Source organism: Limnothrix sp. FACHB-881, from assembly GCF_014698135.1.
Classification (GTDB): domain Bacteria; phylum Cyanobacteriota; class Cyanobacteriia; order CACIAM-69d; family CACIAM-69d; genus CACIAM-69d.
The window spans coordinates 148,694-166,540 of the sequence record NZ_JACJSN010000003.1 but is presented as its reverse complement, the minus strand read 5'-3'; the positions used below and the strand labels follow the sequence as shown (position 1 = coordinate 166,540).

Here is a 17,847-nt window from a genome sequence, read left to right as displayed (position 1 = left end):
AAAGGTATCCTCTGGTTAGATGTTTGCTCTCGCATTGTGACCATTAGGGTGACCACGCGCCCAAAGCCAGCGTTTGGCCAGCGGAAATGTTCGTGCGATCGCCCCTGAGACGGAACTCAGGTTCTGTCAAGGGTTCCACCGGTTTACGGGTGGAGCCAGGGACTTTGCAAATCTGCCATCAGCCAGATCTTGATTCACTACCAGCGCAGCACCCCTTTGCCATGAGCCAATGCCATGGGCAAATGCGGTAACGAGTGCGCGACTTCGAGGGGCAACCTGTATGTCGAAATTTGACTCCCATCTCAAGTGTTCGTTTTGTGGCAAGTCCCAAGAGCAAGTCCGCAAGCTTATTGCTGGGCCGGGAGTCTATATCTGCGATGAGTGCGTAGATCTGTGCAATGAGATTTTGGACGAAGAACTCTTCAACGGTGGCACGGCAACCCAAGCGCCGCCTCGTCCTGAACCGGCTGAGCGGACGCGCACCCGCACTCCCCGCACCACACCCCATCGGGTGCTGAAGCCCCGGGAAATCAAGAAATACCTCGATGACCATGTTATTGGCCAAGACGAAGCCAAAAAAGTCTTGTCAGTGGCGGTTTATAACCACTACAAACGGTTAGCCTGCTTGCAAGAAGCCGAAAATGGTCAGGGATCCGCAACAAGCCCCAGTAATCCTAGTGCGCCCGCTTTGGATGATGGGGTGGAACTCCAAAAGTCCAATATTTTGCTGATGGGCCCCACGGGGTGTGGCAAGACGCTGCTGGCTCAGACCTTAGCCAAAATTTTGGATGTGCCCTTTGCAGTGGCTGATGCCACAACCCTGACGGAGGCGGGCTACGTTGGGGAAGATGTGGAAAATATTCTGCTGCGTCTGTTGCAGGTGGCGGATTTTGACGTGGAGGAAGCCCAGCGCGGCATCATCTACATTGACGAAATTGATAAGGTGGCCCGCAAGAGCGAAAACCCCTCCATTACGCGCGACGTATCTGGGGAGGGGGTGCAACAGGCCCTGCTGAAGATGTTGGAAGGGACGGTGGCGAATGTGCCGCCTCAGGGGGGCCGTAAGCACCCTTACCAGGACTGCATCCAAATCGACACCAGCAATATTTTGTTCATTTGCGGTGGGGCGTTTGTTGGTTTGGAGAAGGTGGTGGAGCAGCGCACGGGCAAGAAGTCGATGGGCTTTGTGCGAGCGGGCGAAACCCAATCCCGGGAGCAACGCACGGCGGATACCTTGCGCCACCTGGAACCGGAAGACCTGGTGAAGTTCGGGATGATTCCAGAGTTTATTGGGCGGGTGCCGGTGCTGGCGGTGGTGGAGCCGTTGGATGAGGAGGCGCTGATTGCGATCCTGACGCAGCCGCGTAATGCGCTGGTGAAGCAATATCAAAAGCTGCTGCGGATGGATAATGTGCAATTGACGTTTGAGCCGGATGCGGTGCGGGCGATCGCCCAAGAGGCCTATCGACGGCGAACGGGGGCGAGGGCCCTGCGCAGCATTGTGGAAGAGCTGATGCTGGATGTGATGTATGAAGTGCCGTCGCGGAAGGATTTGACCCGCTGTCTGATTACGCGGCACATGGTGGAGCATCGATCGACTGCGGAGTTGTTGTTGCACCCGTCGTCGCTGCCGAAGCCGGAGTCTGCCTAGCCCTTCGGAAATTGGACTAGCTCAGCTCATTGGGCTAATGGCCCGATCAAGCCTGATGTTTGGGGCTTGGCACCCGATCTCGAAGTTTGATCTTGTGATCCACTAACCGTTTTGCATTAACCTTCTTTGCTGCTCTGCAACCATGGCCTATGTGGAGGTGCGCGGAACAGCGCATTATTACGAGTGGATTCGACAGGGGGGCGCAACGACCCCAACCGGCCGGCCCATTATGGTGTTTTTGCATGGCTGGGGCGGTTCCGGGCGCTATTGGCGATCGACTGCGGCGGCCCTGAGCGATCGCTTCGATGCGCTGATTTATGACCTGCGGGGATTTGGTCGATCGCGCTTGCCCCAAGACCACCCCCCGGCCGATTCTCCTGACTACTGGTTGGAAGCCTATGGGGAAGATTTGATCGCGCTGCTCGATCGCCTGGGCATCACGGAACCGGTGTATCTCAATGCCCACTCAATGGGGGCTTCGGTGGCCGTGTTGCTGATGCGGCAATCGCCCGATCGGATTCGGCAAGCCATCCTGACCTGTAGCGGCATTTTTGAATATGACGCGGCGGCCTTTGCGGCCTTTTACCGGTTTGGGGGCTATGTGGTGCAATTTCGCCCCCCTTGGCTGTCTCGCTTACCCCTAGCGCCACAACTGTTCATGGCGCGGTTTTTGCACCGCTCCATTCCGATCTCGGAGCAGCGTGCTTTCCTGGAGGACTTTACTCAGGCCGATCGCGCGGCGGCCCTGGGCACGATCTTCACCTCCGTTAGCCTGCGAGCCGTGGAAGAGATGCCCGCTGCCTTTGCGGCCTTGCCTGTGCCGACCCTGTTGGTGGCGGGACAGTTTGATCAAATCATTCCGCCGCGCCTGGGACAGCAGGCCGCTGCACTCAACCCTCGCATTACCTACCGCGAGCTGACAGCCACGGGGCATTTTCCAATGCTGGAGGATCCGGAAACTTACCTAGCCACAGTGCGCCAATTCCTGCATGGATGAAGCTGAGGTGGACAAGGGTGTTGTGGGGTGATTCCCCTCAGCCTGCTGGAAGATCGGGCTTTAGAATGTGCCTGAGGGGAGCGGTGGACTCAGGTATCGATCAAAACCAGACCGTTCGTCGATTCAGGCTCAGTTTCCCGATCGCCCAATTTTGCCCCCTTGCCTCCGGTGCTCTATCCGGCTTCTGGCCCATGCTTGACCATGCCAACAGTTCGCCTACCGAGTTGCCACCCAAGTTGCCCGCACCCTCACCCGCAGAGGGATCGACGACCTTTTGGGGATCTTTGGTCAACGGGGCGATCGCGGCGGGCAGTGCCATTACCCTGTTGTGGTTGGGCTTGAACCTGTCGGAGTTGTCGCCATCGGGGGCAAATTATTTGGGCCCAGCCTTGAAGCTGAGCGAAGGCGTGGCCATTCCACCTCTGGCCATGCAAGGCGGAGACCCTTACCTGCGGGCCTTGATGCGGACAATTTCCGTGAGTGAGGCGAATGGCCGTGATCCTTACGCAATGCTTTACGGCGGCCGACGGGTTCGGAACCTGAGCCAGCATCCCCAGGAATGCGTGACGATTTTGCTGGGGCCCAATATGGGCAATTGCTCCACGGCGGCGGGTCGCTATCAAATGCTCGATCGCACCTGGTTTGAAAAGGCGAAGGCCTATCACCCCGATCGCCACAGTTGGGGCGTTTTGGGCCGCTACAGTTTCGAGCCGGTTTATCAAGACTGGGTGGTCTATCGCTGGCTGAACGATCGGGCTGCTTGGGGAATTGATTTGCGCCAGGCCTTGCGCCAAGGCCAGCTCGATCGAGTGTTGCGCCGTTTGTCCGGGACTTGGACTAGTTTGGGCTACGGCATTGAAACCAACCGCATGACCCGTTTGCTGCCCAGTGCCTATCGTCAAATTTTGCGAGAAGAGTTGAAACGAACTCAGGGGCCCGCCCAACGCCCAGCCCAATCCAGCCCTGCACCAACGCCCTAGCCAGATATGGCGTTCGATCGCGCCTCGCCACTGGGCCAGGGTTGTTGGGGCAACTTAGGCGACGCGCTCTTCAGTCACCAGAGTTAGGCTAGCCCAGGCTCCTTGGGCATCGTAGCTGCGGATCAGCCGTTGGCGCAGATTGGGGTTGATTAGCCAACCGGCCTCCAAAAAGAGCGGCTGTCGATAATTGAGTTGCGTGGGAAAGGTGGCCGAAATCCCGTTGGGCAGCAGGAGCACTGTGCTGTTGCCTGCGCGGAACTCCAGCCGATTCCCCGTGATCGCCGCGTCAGAGCCGATCGCCTGATTCCCGAACTTGAGCGTTTGCACCAGTCGATCGCCCGATCGCCGAACTTCCAAGTGCGACATGCCTGTTTGGGCCGGCTGAAAATCGGGATAGACCGTCACCCACTGTCCTTGCCAAACCCCTGGCAGCGCGGTTAACAGCGCTTCAGGCGTGAGCGGCTCCCCCGGCGGCAAGGTTGGCATAGGATCCAGGGTTTCCCGAATCAGGGAAAGGGGCATTAACTGCGCCGCCTTGTCGTAGCGAATCACGACCCGCACCCGCAAGGGCCGAGCCACCAATCCCAACTCGGCCCCAAATTCGGAAAAGGGCCCTAATTGCATGGAACCTTGGGAAAATGCGCCGGTTTCGAGGGCTAAGAAGCCTCGCCCCAGGTTGCTGTAGGTGAGTTCTAAATCTTGAACGGGGGCAGCGGTTTCGATTTCAGGAAACTGTCCATCGGCCTTGGGGGCAAATTGGCGCACTCGCTGATAGATAGTTTTGCCGCCTTCGAGGGGGGTAATGCTGGTGATGCTGGGGCGATCGCTGAGGAGTTGTCCTTGGTCATCCACCGTAGCAAAGGAGCCGTACCACTCACCCACGTTCTCTAGCAAGCAGTCCCAGGTCGATCGCATGGCCCATAGCAGAGAGAGGACTCCATCGATGGTATCGTAGTACCCGCAACGTTTCGAGACATTCATGGACTCGCCACAGCCCTTGCGCCGCACCAAAATCGTCGCCACCATTGGCCCCGCCACTAACACGCCCGATGTGTTGCGATCGCTCATTGAAGCCGGTGCCACGACGCTTCGCCTCAACTTCTCCCATGGCAGCCATGCCGATCACCAGTCCAACATTAAGCTGATTCGGCAAATCTCCTTTGAGCTGAATCAGCCGGTGGCGATTCTGCAAGACCTTCAGGGCCCGAAAATTCGGCTCGGCAAATTTGCTGAAGGGTCGATCGTGTTGCAAAAGGGCGATCCCTTCGTGCTCACCAGCCGGGAAGTGGTGGGCACTCAGGACGCAAGCTCCGTCACTTACGATTTGCTGGCGGAAGAAGTTCCTGAAAATGCCACGATTTTGCTCGATGATGGGCGCGTGGAAATGGTCGTGGAACGGGTCGATCGAGCCAAGGGCGATCTCCACTGCCGCACCATTGTTGGCGGTCGCCTCTCAAACAACAAGGGCGTGAACTTCCCCGGGGTTTACCTGTCGATCAAAGCTTTGACCGACAAGGATAAAGAAGATTTGATGTTCGGCCTCGATCAAGGGGTCGATTGGGTGGCGTTGAGCTTTGTGCGCAATCCCCAAGATGTGCTGGAAATCCGCGAAATGATTGCCAGTCGGGGCAAAAACGTGCCCGTGATCGCCAAAATCGAAAAGCACGAGGCGATCGAGCAGATGGAGGCCATCCTCTCCCTTTGTAACGGGGTGATGGTGGCGCGGGGCGATCTGGGGGTTGAACTGCCCGCCGAAGACGTGCCCGTTCTGCAAAAACGCTTGATTCGCACGGCTAATCGTCTGGGCATCCCGATCATTACGGCCACCCAGATGCTCGACAGCATGGTCAGCAACCCGCGGCCCACCCGTGCGGAAATTTCCGACGTGGCGAATGCCATTTTGGATGGTACTGATGCGGTGATGCTGTCCAACGAAACCGCTGTGGGTCAATATCCCGTGGAAGCCGTGGCCACCATGGCTCGGATTGCCGTGCGGATTGAACAGGAGAAATTCCAGTTCGATTTGGACAGTGCTGGGCGATCGATCCCGAATGCGATTTCTAAGGCCGTTGGGGACATTGCGGCCCAGTTGGATGCAGCGGCGATCGTAACCCTCACCAAGTCCGGAGCCACCGCCCGCAACGTTTCCAAATTCCGTCCTAGTACGCCAATTTTGGCCGTCACGCCCCATGTCAACATTGCCCGCCAATTGCAATTGGTGTGGGGAGTGCGGCCGCTGATGGTGTTGGATTTGCCATCTCCCACCCAAACCCTGCAAGCGGCGATCGGGCTGGCCCAAGAACAGTACGTTCTGCGCGAAGGGGATTTGGTGGTGATGACCGCCGGTACGTTGCAAGGCATCTCCGGTTCCACAGACTTGATCAAAGTAGAAGTGGTGACCTCCGTGTTGGGCCGTGGCCGTGGCATTGGCCAAAGCTCCGTTAGCGGTCGGGCTCGGGTGGTGAAAAACCTGATGGATGCCAACTCCCTGGAAGCGGGCGAAATCCTTGTGGCTCCTGCTACCAGTGTTGATTGCATTGAAGCGATTCGCCGTGCCGGTGGCGTAATTACCGAAGATGGCAGCCTGACGGGTCACGCCGCCACGATCGCCCAGCGGTTAGGCATTCCCGTAATTGTGGGTGTGGACGGGGCCACCGATGCCATTCGTGACGGGGCGATCATAACCTTGGATGCACCGCGCGGAGCCATCTATTCGGGAGCGGTGGGAGCCATCAGCGAATAGTTCACGAATCGTTTGCGAGCGACTCATTGAATTAATTAGTTAGTTCAACGAGAGGAGCGGGCTGGGGGTGACCCAGGCGATCGCCCTGTGGCGATCAAAAAACTGACCCCCGCCCTTTCCAAATCAGAGTTCAACCGGCAAAATACTGGCATCCCCCCGCCTGGTCAGCCCCGATCGCCAAAAGTTGGATCATCTCCACGGGCGAACCAAGTGGCGGGAAACGATCAACCCTGCTTTGGCGTGTAAAGCTGGCCGAAAATAAGCCAGTCACAAGGAATGCGGACCGCGGATAGCAGATAACCAGACGGTTAGATAGTCAGACAGTCAGACACGGATAAAAAACAGATGGGGTAAACGCTGGGCGAGAAGTCGTTTAACCAGTTGCAATGCTGGGTCAACCTCTCAGCCCCATTCAACTCAACCCAATTCAATTCAGCCCTTGTCCTTGGAGCCTGGTAATTCTTTACCAAAGGTTCATACGGAATGGGCGAAAGTTCATCCTAGCTTTACAGACAGCTAGGGGTTTTCGCATACCCTTAAAGTTATGAAAGTGCTGAAAACGCAATAAGGGCTAAAAACTCCATTGCATTCACGCGCTTGCGGACGAAACAAAAAAGTCACCCCTTTGGGGTCTCCGCAGCGTGCCATCTCTGTCTGACATCTCTGACAATCTCCACAGACCCTGCTCTAACTCTCTTTTCCTGCTCTAACTCTCTTTTTACGACAACGGTTCATTGGGTGAGTGTGATTGACACACCACCCCTTTTTTTGTCTCTGGATTTTTTGTCTCTGGGTTTTTGGTGTAGCGTTGCTGATCTTGTGCTCTGGCTGGCTGAGAAATCGCCGGAGAATGGTGGATCAGCCTATTGAGCGCCTATCAACCTTGCTCAGAATCGAGAGCGTGAAATGGGCAACTAGCCTGTTCAGCCTAGGCTCCATCGCGATCGAGCAGACCTGAGGGCGGAGACCCGTATCGAGACCCCTAGAAGGTATTTGGCGCAACTCGCTAGAATCAAGGTTGTTTCAGGTCATTCACAAGCCATAGGACGCGCATGATCCCGACTGTTATCGAACAATCTGGCCGCGGCGAACGCGCTTTTGATATTTATTCCCGGTTGCTGCGGGAGCGCATTGTGTTTTTGGGAACGGCGATCGATGCGGATGTGGCCAACTCGATCGTGGCGCAGCTCCTGTTCCTTGACGCGGAAGATCCCGAACAGGATATCTACCTGTACATCAACTCCCCTGGGGGTTCGGTGACGGCTGGCATGGGCATCTATGACACGATGAATCACATCCGCCCGAGCGTTTGCACCATCTGCGTTGGGCTGGCGGCCAGCATGGGAGCGTTTTTGCTCAGTGCCGGTGAAAAGGGCAAACGGATGAGCTTGCCGAACTCCCGAATTATGATTCACCAACCCTTGGGCGGCGCACAGGGCCAAGCAACGGATATCGAAATCCAAGCTAAGGAAATTCTGTATCACAAGGCCAATCTCAACCGTTGCCTGGCGGATCACACGGGTCAACCCCTGAGCCGCATTGAAGAGGACACGGAACGTGATTTCTTCATGTCGGCTGGAGAAGCCCAGGACTATGGCCTGATTGACCAGGTGATTAATCGTCGGCCGTCGGCTTCGGAGCCGTTGGTGGCTGCGGTTTAGGATGCGGCGGCGCTGCGGCGTGGCTGAGACTGTGTAACCGGCGCTGCATGATTTGCACTGTGGGGCGATTGGCTTGCAGTGATGAAAAAGCTGAGGGCGCGGAATTTGGCATTGAATAGCCAACGATCGCGCGGGGGCAAGGGGCTTAAGCCCCTTGTCTGCTTTTGGTGGCCCCTTGTCTGCGTTTGGGGGCCCCTTGCCTGTTTTTGGTGGATAAGGCCAGGGCGAGCCGTTGCCTTGAAGATGGCTGGCGGGGCTTGATGTTTCTAGAGGCGCAGGGCGATGTGGTTGTCGATGCGTGCGATCGAGCCGTCGGGGCCGATCGCCCCAAATTGTTGGCAATAGTCCCGCACGATCGGGGGCAATTGCTGAAACTCAAAGAGTGTGTCCCCATTGGCCACATCGGCCCAGAAATTCCGCAACTGGGGAGTTAACAGGAGCGCTTCGTCTTGCGACAGCCCCAAACCGCCATACATCAACATTTTCAACATAAACGGCGGACTCCGATCGCCCATCCACTGCCGAGAAAGGGCGGGCAAATCTTCCCAACCGGGAACAGACTTCACGCGGCCCGATTCCACCTCCAACCAAGGATGACCCGCGCGATCGCGCCGCAAGGTGACCAAACGGAATGGATGGGGGTAACTGACTAAGGAGCCGGTGGTGATGTCATAGAGGCCGTCAGCTTCGGCAATGTCCTGCACATGGAGATGGCCCGTAAAAACTAACTGGATCCCGGCCGATCGCAGCTTTTGGCGCAGTTCGATCGCGTTTTGGAGCATGTAGCGACTGCCCAGGGGGTGAGTCGCCTGTTCCGGCAAATGTTCCACCACATTGTGATGCACCATCACCAGGGTCAGATCCTGCGGGTTGAGCTGGGCAAGGGTGCGATCGAGCCAGTCCATTTGCTCCGCATCGATCGCCCCAACAATTTCCTTGCCATCCTCTGAAAGTTGATTGGAATTCAGACCAATCAGTTTCAGGCCGGGCAACAACTCTTGAATGTAATAGGGCTGCGGAGAATCCCCATAGCCAAAGTCCCGATACAGCGTCACAAACTCCGGCAGGGTCGTGATGCGTGGGTAACTCGATTGGGCAGGAAAATCATGGTTGCCCGGAACCACATAAACCGGATAGGGCAACTGTTTCAGCCGTTGCACCAACCACTGATGATTTTCTGGCTCGCCATGTTGAGTCAGGTCACCAGGCAACAACAGGAAATCTAAATTTAGTAGCTCCAGTCGCTCCAGGATTTGCTCCAGGGCCGGAATCGCCACCTCCACCAAGTGAAATCGACTCGGATGATCCCAAACCGTGTGGGGCAAAGCGACATGTAAATCGCTGATGACGGCAAAGCGGCAAGGGCGATCGGGCCACGGGGCGATCGGGGAGGACATAGGAAGCGGTGAACAGGGGCTGAAGAACTGGACAAGGACGATCCCCGCTCAAAAACGAGTATAGCCTTGCGTTTCCGCCCCCGGGTGCGATCGGGCCCAAAGCAAGCAATCTGTAGTGATTTTTAAATCGTTATTAACGCATGTGTCTATTAAACGATGAAATGTGGGTTGATCCGAGAGCTGGACTGATGACTACAAAGGCTTTTGGCTCCGAATGAGGAAAATAAAATAATTTTCGTCAAGTATGTTGCAAGAAAAATTTACATAGTGTTATACTGTGAAACACAGGGCAACAAACAGCCCCCACACCCTTTGGAGCAGTGCCATGTACACCACCATTAACGAAACCGGCCAACTGAATAACTACGCTAAAGAGCCGAAGATGTACTACGCGCATTACCCCACCTTCTGGGAACAGCGCCGCTACGCACAACTGGGTGGGGCCGCTGTCTTATTCCTGGGGCTAACTTTGGCAGTTGCCTTCGCTGCATCCTCAGTGGTCTAAGGTGTTGTAATCTTCAGGCTTGGTGTTAGTAAAGTCAGCAGTTTTCTGCGCCCTTCGTAGTCATGATTGACTTCTGAGCCTGTTGATAACCCACAACAATAATTCATGGTGATTTCTTAAAGTGACAGTCTGCGATCGTCGTTCGCAGTAATGACTTGCCACTACAACTGTTAGTCATTGCGAGTCACAGTCGCTGGCAATGAGTCAATCGCCACAAATAATACGAAAGTCACCTCAATGGTTAACACTGAGGTGACTCTTGTTGTTTTTAAGACTCGAATGGGAATTGCCAGCCTGCTTGTGCCGTAACTCCTGCTCTTTCCTGAAGTGGAGGAGAGACAGAAATAATGTTGATCACTCAATTACTTCGTCAAGGCTCATCCTTCTTCTGTTTTGAGGATGCCTGTGAAAGGGGCAGCAAGGGGCTAGATGAGTGCAAGTGATCGCGTGATTGACTAGAGACTGGTCGAGTGCCCGTTGGGGGTTGATTGGACTGAATCCCAATCAATGGTCATCAATTGCTACTGTGAACTGATGAGTCTGGATTGCAGAACTGGCTCAACGCTTTCTATGTAAATTCTATGCGAAATCTGAAGGGATCGTTGTGGCGCTATTGGGCAGCGGATTGGGAATCATGTCGCCTTCTTGCCACTGTTGAACTTGGGAAAAGAGGTTGCGAACGGTTTCTTGAAAGGCTTCTCGGGTCACTTCAATGCCCTGCATCACATCGCCGGGGATGTCGAAAAACACGAGGCTATCGATCGTTTCCATTGCCATCAGTTGAAACAGGATATGCGTGACGGGAAACGGGGCGGCCATCAAGTTGGGATCTTTGGTGGGCATGGGGCCGCGGGCTGCGTCTTGCAAGGTGGGAAAGGCGTAGACCACATTTTTCTCGATTCCCTGTTCGCGGCGGTTTCCGAGGGTGACGCGCACCCAATCGCCATTCAGGGTTTGTAGGATGTAGTAGTCTTCGCGACTCAGTTGGTTGGCGAAGTAGATCAATGCTGGGGCGATCGCGGCAACGATTTCGGGAGTTTGACCGTCTTGGGGGGCATTGTCGATCAGAATTTGAATTTGGCTTTCAATATCCATAGGTTCAATGAAAAAGACGAAAAATGACGGTCAAGCTAGGCAGGGCGGGCAGCGGCTTTGGCAATCGCCCTAGTAACAGTCCTAGCAACGATCGCTCGTGCCACAACCATCGTTGCGCTTGGCCGCAAGCATTGTACCTGCGGATTTTGTGGCAAGTTGTTGGGGGCTAATTGGGGTTACCGATCGCACAGGCAGCGTAATCGCTCGTGGTGGTCATCGCTGAGTCGATTATGCTTGTCATGGTAAACCGTTCCGTAGGACATCTCCGGAGTCTTGGGGTGGCATCAGTCGCAATGGTCGGTTGTAATGTTGGCATCAGACGAGAGTTGTAGGGGCGTGGAATCGACGATCGATTTATTGCAGCGGGAGTTGCGGTCAGGAACGACGGCTCCAGAGGCGGTTTGTACAGCGGTGGCCGATCGAATTGCGGCGGAAGTCGATCGCATCTGTACTGAAAGTCGTCGGATCCAGTCTTCCGGGGATGTGTTGGGTTGGGCCCACAGCCTGGCTCGTCACCGATTGCAACAGAATTTGCGCTATTACCAGTTGGGATCCCAACGCGGCCGAGCCGAGTTGCACAGTACCCTCAGCGCCATCATTTACCGATACATTTCCCCAGCCCGATCGCGCACGAGCTATCAAGCGCGGCTGTTGGCGATCGAGGATTTCCTCCAGGGATTTTACGTGGAGGCGCTGGGGGCCTTTCGGCGCGAAAACCAGTTGCCCCCGGACTACACCCCTCGGGTACGGCTGGAGTTGGCGGAATATATGGCGTTTGTGGAGCGCTACGCCAAGCGCCGGATTCCGTTGCCCGGTGGACGATCGCAGCAGTTAATTGTGTTGCGGGCCCAAACCTTTGCCCGTCAACAGCCCCCGGAAACTTCGATCGACATGGATCAGGCCGCCGAAAGCGCCAGTGATAGCGGTGAGGGCTACTCCTGGGATGATGCATCGGTGCAGCAGGTGCGCGATCGAATCAGCGCCAAGGAATCCACCGATGTGATGGATGGGGCCCTGCGCCAGGCGGTTGTGGATGAATTAATTGCTTATCTGCGCGATCGCAACCAAGAGGAATGCGTTAACTATTTGGTGCTGCGATTAAAAGACTTATCCGCCAGCGAAATTGAAAAGGTGTTGGGGCTGGATGCTCGTCAGCGCGATTACTTACAACAACGTTTCAAATATCACCTCATTCGCTTTGCCTTGCTCCACCGTTGGGAATTGGTTCACCAGTGGCTTGATGTGGATTTGGAGCGCGATTTAGGCTTAACCCCTCGTCAATGGGAAAGTTTGCTCAATCAACTGGGCCCGGAAATTACCAAATTGGTGGAGTTAAAACGCGCGGGATCAGACGATCGAACCGTGGCCCAATCGATGGGGATCAGCGCTTCTCAAGTGCAAAAGCTATGGTTCAAGTTGCTGGAAACCGCTTGGGAAATTCGTAATCGCACAGAGTCCGGAACGAGGAGGGGGACAGATGAATAGCAACTTAGATAGCGTTCCCGGTGCGTTGCAAGCGCAGCTCTTGGGCCAGTTATTGGATGTGGCCAAGGAACTCGACCCCACAACCACCCCTGATCAGTCCCGATCGCTTGAGCCGATTGAACTTGGGGCAACCCAGCTTGAGCCGATCGAGATTGATCAGGCGATCGAACAGGCCCTCGCTGCCCATGCCTTCGATCCCGCTGACCTCCTAGAGAGTGACTTTTCCGCTCTTGAGGATCCGGCGATCAACCCCGCACCAGCGCGATCGCTATCCTCCAGCGATTTATCGGTTGCGAATCCTATGCTCGAACTTGATGCAATGCCTGTCGTTGACCAGCGCTATCATGCCCTGCTGAAACAGCGGTTGATTCTAGAAGCGTCCCAGCGTCCTCCCCTGTTTCCCTGGGAGTCGCCCGAAACAGTGCTAGATTATCGCGACACGTACGAGGACGCGCCCTCGATCGCCCAAGTTCCCCAAAATCCCTGGCTACGGCAGTTCCAGCAGCTCAACCTGCCCACGAACCTGCCAGCGGAATTGGCCGAACGACTCTTAGCCGCTTGTCAAACCGTTGCCGCCCAGGCTCTCAAAGAAGGCGTAGCCCTCATGCAAGCCGTGGATGAGCTATTTCCCGACCAAGATCGCCTGCTGAATGCCCAAGCCTCCGTCGTGTTGCGCTGGGCAACGGCCGTGCGTACCGGTGCTGCCAATCGTTTTCCCATGGAATATGTGGAATACGATCGCGCCAACCCCCAGCAGCAAATGACCATTGCCCTGTTGGCCGCGCGGGAACTGCTGAACCGCCTGACCCTCGAACTCAGCGCCAAAACCCCCCAGGTCACCCAAGAATGGCTAGCTGACGGTGGTGCTTTGCGAATTGAGGCCCACTACATCCCCCAAGCCGATCGCCCTGCCTTGAACCTCACCCTCCGGCTTCCCGGTACGGGCACTGCCACCCTCAACGGCCCACAAGCCTCGGTGCAAGCGGCTGGGGAAGGCCTCCTGCGCCTGTCCATGCGGAACGTCAAACCGGGCGATCGCTACCGACTGTCCGTGGCCCAAGTGGGCGAAACGGAGCTTCCTCCCTTGACCTTCACGATTTTGGTGCGCTAGCTGCCACGAGCAAATAGCCACGAACGAACAGCCACAAACGAGCGGCCCGGGCAACTGGCCGTGAGCGATTCGCCATGAACTGAGATCCCGTCAAATTGCGGGCATGACTCAAGAGCACGACTCGGGAGCATGAACCAGATTTAGCAACTTGCCTGTTGTAAAAGTAATCAAGTCAGGCGATACACTAAAGGACGGGCGATCGCACGATCCAGCGACCTATCCATCGCCCGCCCTGAGGTCATCCCTCCAAGGAAAATCCTCATTCGTTTTGCTAAATCCAGAACGCTCGCCATGACCCTACCCCTCACTGTTGAAAACGTCGAAACCACCCTTGATGAACTGCGCCCCTACCTGATGGCTGACGGCGGCAACGTTCAGCTTGTTGAAATTGACGGGCCCGTTGTCAAGCTGCGTCTCCAAGGTGCTTGTGGTTCTTGTCCCAGCTCGGCCATGACCCTGCGGATGGGCATTGAGCGTCGTCTGAAGGAAGTGATCCCCGAAATTGCCGAAATTGAACAAGTGGTTTAAGGCGTTTGCCTGAGCCTTCGGTTTGAGTCTCAAAACTGAAACCTTCGACTCTCAAAAGCAAGTCAACACAGCAACTAAATACACAACCAAATACAACTGATCGATCGCTGATAAAACAAGGGGCTTTTGCTCCTTGTTTTCTTGTTTGATTTTCCTGTTGTGGATTATTTTCTGTAAATTATTTTCTGCAAATTTTCTTGCTTAAGCTCTCTTCAAAATCTAAAAACTTAGCCATCTAAAAACTAAAATTAGATACAGCCTTTACTTAAAATAATTGGCACGTCATATCGCAAATGCCATGAATCAACGGTTCGGTGGGCACTGCCCACCCTACAGACAACTGTGCTTAGTAATCGAGATAAGGGCTGTAGTAGAAGTTTTTCTGAAAATATTTTAGTAAAACAGTTTAAACATAAACAGGCAAGGAACGTCAGCTCCTTGCCTGGTCAACAATTGTGCCGTTTGGCAGTCTAAATTACTTCAGCGTGGTTTCAGATATCCATGGAGAGTCATCGATCGATGTTCCGTTCAATCCATTGATTGATAAATTAAGTCAAATTAATCAATGCAATAAATTCAACCGGAGTTAACTAGACCTGATTAGGACTGCTTAGATCTTTGGGTGAGTCTCAATGAAGCTGAATCCGAATAGGTCTGGATGAATCGCAGTGGGAGAATTTATGTGCCTCAGCCGATCGGCAGTTGATTGTTTGATCTGGCGAGCGAAAGTTGAAAATTTGATGGGTAACAGCGCCCACGTCATCTCACGCGATAGCTTAGGGTTTGGCAAGCCAATTAATGTGCGCTTGATGGGGCTGCTGGTCTTAATCGTTAGTCCATTCTTCGTGACTGAGCAGGTCTCCCACGCAGTCCCGGAGTAGATAGTCACACCGCTCTAGCTCAAACTCCACACAAGTCCATTCCCGAGGCGGAATAAATTGGCAGAGGACATAGAGGGGCTGATGACGATCCACGTTTCCCGTTTCCACGAGATGGCGGGCTTCGTCTCGGATCTCGTCGATCGAGTAACGCAGTTTCGTTTGCAGCATATAGAAGGCCCTCTTGGCGATCGATTCGGATGGTTCGGTATGGCTCGATTCAAATGCACCCTACTGTAACGCACCAAATTTATCTATGGCTGTTGCTTAGTAGCGGGCAATACTGAACTTTTACCTATTCTCATCCTTGCCCGAGGGCTTAGCACAGGTCTGGCCGTTAAAAATTCTTAAAGACTGCGACTGTCCTGCAATATTTGATCATCCCCCTTATCATGGCTCTTGGATCGTGACTGGGCGGGTCGATCAAATCCGTCACGTCACTGGGCAGCCTCAGTCAAGCTCTGGAACCGTGGGCAATGGCAATGGTTGTGAATAGTTGCCAGATAGTGGCGCGAAGAGTGGCGCGAGCAGTGGCCGGAGGCAAAAAGTACCCAATTTGGCCCATAAACCGCAAGCACCGGAAGATCCATGGGACTCATCTTCCAGTGCTTGTGGTGGGTGATGCTATGCGCTAGCTGAAAGGTTGGCTGTTCCCGATCGGGCAGCCCGGGGTTTGCGCTGCTTAGGAGACGATCGCCCCTTTTGTTTGATAACAACCTAATTGCAACGGGCAGATGGCGCGCTAGGGTGAAGGCCTAGCTAGCGATCGTGCGAGGAGTGCCCTCAAGGGCTTGGTCTTCACTATCAAAAATTTCAAATACGGAATCCATCATGGTGACCTCGAAAACCAGCTTGGCTTCGGGGTGTACCTGACAGAGGCGAAAACTGCCTTTTTCCTTATCGGCATCCCGCATCCCGGCAACGAGCGAGGTGAGGCCAGAACTGTCAATGAAGTTGACCTTGCTGAGATTCACGACGATATGAGGACTCAGCTTAGAAATACATTCTTGCAGTTTGAGGCGAAATTGCCAGGCTGTCGTAATGTCCAGCCGTCCTTCAGGGGTGAGAACAATTACCGTCGTGCCATCTTTGGTCGTGTGGGTCTTCTGCTCCATGATGGATTGTTCGCTCTTGGGGGACTAGGAAGGGGGCTGGCCGACAGATCGTGTTGAGGACAGCGGCGGATCGGCAAGCACTTCATGACCATACCCAAACTCGGGGGCCAGTGGACGTGCAAAGAACGATCCCGGTCAGGACACGGAGATCGAAACAAAGCTGGGGGCTTGATGCTTCGATTTGATCGCACCGGCTACGAGCACCACGCAATCGGAAGCAGCGCTCGACAGGTAAGTCTCCTTCGGATTGTATCACGGCACCCCAGGAGACTTAAGTGGTCTCGGAGTGCCGTTTTCCCCAAGCTGCTAGGCAAGTCCAGGCACTTGAGGGGGTGCATTGAGCCAATCCTGCGGCTTCAGGAAGATCTCATAGAGACTCGCTTCCCGCGTGTTGGGGTCGGGCTGGTAGCCATATTCCCAACGCACGAGTGGCGGCAAAGACATCAAAATTGACTCTGTGCGACCGTTGGTTTGCAGCCCGAAGATCGTGCCGCGATCGTACACCAAGTTAAACTCAACGTACCGTCCCCGACGATAAAGCTGGAAATTTCGCTCCCGATCGCCATATTCCTGGGACTGACGACGCTCAATGATCGGCACGTAGGCCGGTAGGAACGCTCGGCCGCAATCTTGCACGAAGCCGAACAACTCTTCCCAATTTCGCTGAGCCGGTACGCCCACTTGCTTGCTGTGGTGGGCGGCGGGGCCTTGGGCATCAGGGCCGCGATAGAGTTCGTTGGTGCCGTCTTGGTAATCGAAGAAGATGCCGCCGACCCCACGAGTTTCATTGCGGTGCTTCAGGAAGAAATATTCATCGCACCAGAGTTTGAAGGTGTCGTAGTAGTGCGGATTGTGGCGATCGCACGCATCCTTCAGGGTTTGATGAAAATGCACCACGTCCTCCACAAAGGGATAGTAGGGGGTGAGGTCAATGCCGCCACCAAACCACCACACGGGGCCCGCTTCAAAGTAGCGGTAGTTGAGGTGAACCGTGGGGATGTAGGGATTTTTGGGGTGCAGCACCATGGAGGTACCGGTGGCATAGAAGCCATGGCCGGCGGCTTCCGGGCGCTGGGTCAAAATCGAAGGGGGCAATTGAGTGCCCCACACTTCCGAGAAGTTGACTCCGCCTTGCTCAAATACGCCGCCGTTGGTGATGACGCGCGATCGCCCGCCGCCCCCTTCGGGCCGCTCCCAGGCATCTTCACGGAACTGACCCGCCCCATCGGCGGCCGTCAGTCCCTGGCAAATTTCATCTTGAATTTGGCGCATCCATTGGCCAACCCGTTCACGGGAGTCGGCTGGCGGTGCGCCCGCAACCATGGGTTGGGCCTGGCCGTTGGCCTCGGGATGGGTGATCGATGATTTGGCGGGGGTTGCGAATGCGGTCATAGCTAATGTCTAACGCAGTTTGTTAGGAAGCTTTAGGAAAAGGAAACGCCCGCGATCGACCTAAATTTAGGAACTCCCTCAGCCTGGGACGGGGGACGACGATCGATCTTGGTAGAAAACAGGTTCTGGCGGTTGGGTCAGTTTCCTCACCCGAACGACAACCAGTGCCACGGTTGCTATTGACCCTCTAGCGTACCGGAGGCCCCTAAAAGTCCGGCCAAGCAGTCGTAGAACTTAACAATTTTGTTGTAATCCTGCTGCTGAATCGGAATTAATCGTTGGTATGAGCGCTTGATCGCTCCCGATCGC

The 17,847-nt window shown here is 55.1% G+C and carries 15 protein-coding genes; 9 read left to right on the top strand and 6 right to left on the bottom strand.

Annotated features, from left to right (window positions below):
- Window positions 1-280 precede the first annotated feature (280 nt).
- The 3 genes from clpX (at window position 281) to H6G52_RS04770 (ending at window position 3,628) form a co-directional block, all read left to right on the top strand.
- Entirely contained in the window at window positions 281-1,651 is a 1,371-nt protein-coding gene (gene clpX / locus H6G52_RS04780; RefSeq protein ID WP_099531592.1) for an ATP-dependent protease ATP-binding subunit ClpX, read from the top strand.
- Window positions 1,652-1,793: 142 nt separating this feature from the next.
- Entirely contained in the window at window positions 1,794-2,648 is an 855-nt protein-coding gene (locus H6G52_RS04775) for an alpha/beta fold hydrolase (protein ID WP_099531591.1), read from the top strand.
- Window positions 2,649-2,839: 191 nt separating this feature from the next.
- Window positions 2,840-3,628, top strand: a complete 789-nt coding sequence (locus tag H6G52_RS04770) for a glycoside hydrolase family protein (protein WP_190526794.1) — start codon at window positions 2,840-2,842, stop codon at window positions 3,626-3,628.
- A 54-nt stretch (window positions 3,629-3,682) separates the two neighbouring features.
- Here H6G52_RS04770 and H6G52_RS04765 read toward each other — a convergent pair whose 3' ends face one another.
- On the bottom strand, window positions 3,683-4,654 hold the full coding sequence (locus H6G52_RS04765; RefSeq protein ID WP_242026200.1) for a DUF3598 family protein: 972 nt from the start codon (window positions 4,652-4,654) through the stop codon (window positions 3,683-3,685).
- Between H6G52_RS04765 and pyk the strand changes: the two genes are divergently transcribed.
- The gene (gene pyk / locus H6G52_RS04760) at window positions 4,608-6,371 is read left to right on the top strand and encodes a pyruvate kinase (RefSeq protein WP_190526793.1); all 1,764 of its coding nucleotides are present in this window, start codon (window positions 4,608-4,610) and stop codon (window positions 6,369-6,371) included. The two genes, H6G52_RS04765 and pyk, sit on opposite strands and share 47 nt — an antisense overlap.
- Window positions 6,372-7,423: 1,052 nt before the next feature.
- Entirely contained in the window at window positions 7,424-8,032 is a 609-nt protein-coding gene (gene clpP, locus H6G52_RS04755; protein ID WP_099531589.1) for an ATP-dependent Clp endopeptidase proteolytic subunit ClpP, read from the top strand.
- A gap of 266 nt (window positions 8,033-8,298) precedes the next feature.
- Here the strand turns inward: clpP and H6G52_RS04750 are convergent, their stop codons facing one another.
- Window positions 8,299-9,429 carry a metallophosphoesterase gene (locus H6G52_RS04750; protein ID WP_190526791.1) on the bottom strand — a complete coding sequence of 377 codons (1,131 nt, stop codon included), beginning with the start codon at window positions 9,427-9,429 and terminating at the stop codon, window positions 8,299-8,301.
- Window positions 9,430-9,754: 325 nt separating this feature from the next.
- On the opposite strand from H6G52_RS04750, the gene psb34 reads away from it, so the two are divergent.
- Window positions 9,755-9,934, top strand: a complete 180-nt coding sequence (gene psb34 / locus H6G52_RS04745; protein ID WP_190526789.1) for a photosystem II assembly protein Psb34 — start codon at window positions 9,755-9,757, stop codon at window positions 9,932-9,934.
- A gap of 579 nt (window positions 9,935-10,513) precedes the next feature.
- Here psb34 and H6G52_RS04740 read toward each other — a convergent pair.
- On the bottom strand, window positions 10,514-11,029 hold the full coding sequence (locus tag H6G52_RS04740; protein WP_190355580.1) for a hypothetical protein: 516 nt from the start codon (window positions 11,027-11,029) through the stop codon (window positions 10,514-10,516).
- A 306-nt stretch (window positions 11,030-11,335) separates the two neighbouring features.
- On the opposite strand from H6G52_RS04740, the gene hetZ reads away from it, so the two are divergent.
- The 3 genes from hetZ to H6G52_RS04725 all read left to right on the top strand — a co-directional run bounded on the left by hetZ (window position 11,336) and on the right by H6G52_RS04725 (window position 14,153).
- Complete coding sequence (hetZ, locus tag H6G52_RS04735; RefSeq protein WP_190526787.1) at window positions 11,336-12,514, top strand: heterocyst differentiation protein HetZ; 1,179 nt, start codon at window positions 11,336-11,338, stop codon at window positions 12,512-12,514.
- Entirely contained in the window at window positions 12,507-13,625 is a 1,119-nt protein-coding gene (locus H6G52_RS04730) for a hypothetical protein (protein WP_190526785.1), read from the top strand. The genes hetZ and H6G52_RS04730 overlap by 8 nt, the downstream gene beginning before the upstream one ends.
- 291 nt (window positions 13,626-13,916) lie before the next feature.
- Window positions 13,917-14,153, top strand: a complete 237-nt coding sequence (locus tag H6G52_RS04725) for a NifU family protein (RefSeq protein WP_099531583.1) — start codon at window positions 13,917-13,919, stop codon at window positions 14,151-14,153.
- A gap of 824 nt (window positions 14,154-14,977) precedes the next feature.
- Here H6G52_RS04725 and H6G52_RS04720 read toward each other — a convergent pair.
- The 3 genes from H6G52_RS04720 to hemF form a co-directional block, all read right to left on the bottom strand.
- Window positions 14,978-15,202 carry a DUF4327 family protein gene (locus tag H6G52_RS04720; RefSeq protein ID WP_099531580.1) on the bottom strand — a complete coding sequence of 75 codons (225 nt, stop codon included), beginning with the start codon at window positions 15,200-15,202 and terminating at the stop codon, window positions 14,978-14,980.
- A 584-nt stretch (window positions 15,203-15,786) separates the two neighbouring features.
- Window positions 15,787-16,146, bottom strand: coding sequence for an STAS domain-containing protein (locus H6G52_RS04715; RefSeq protein ID WP_099531579.1), 360 nt, complete (start codon window positions 16,144-16,146; stop codon window positions 15,787-15,789).
- Window positions 16,147-16,452: 306 nt separating this feature from the next.
- Window positions 16,453-17,469: an oxygen-dependent coproporphyrinogen oxidase gene (hemF, locus tag H6G52_RS04710; RefSeq protein ID WP_242026213.1), complete on the bottom strand. Its 1,017-nt coding sequence runs from the start codon at window positions 17,467-17,469 to the stop codon at window positions 16,453-16,455.
- Window positions 17,470-17,847 lie beyond the last annotated feature (378 nt).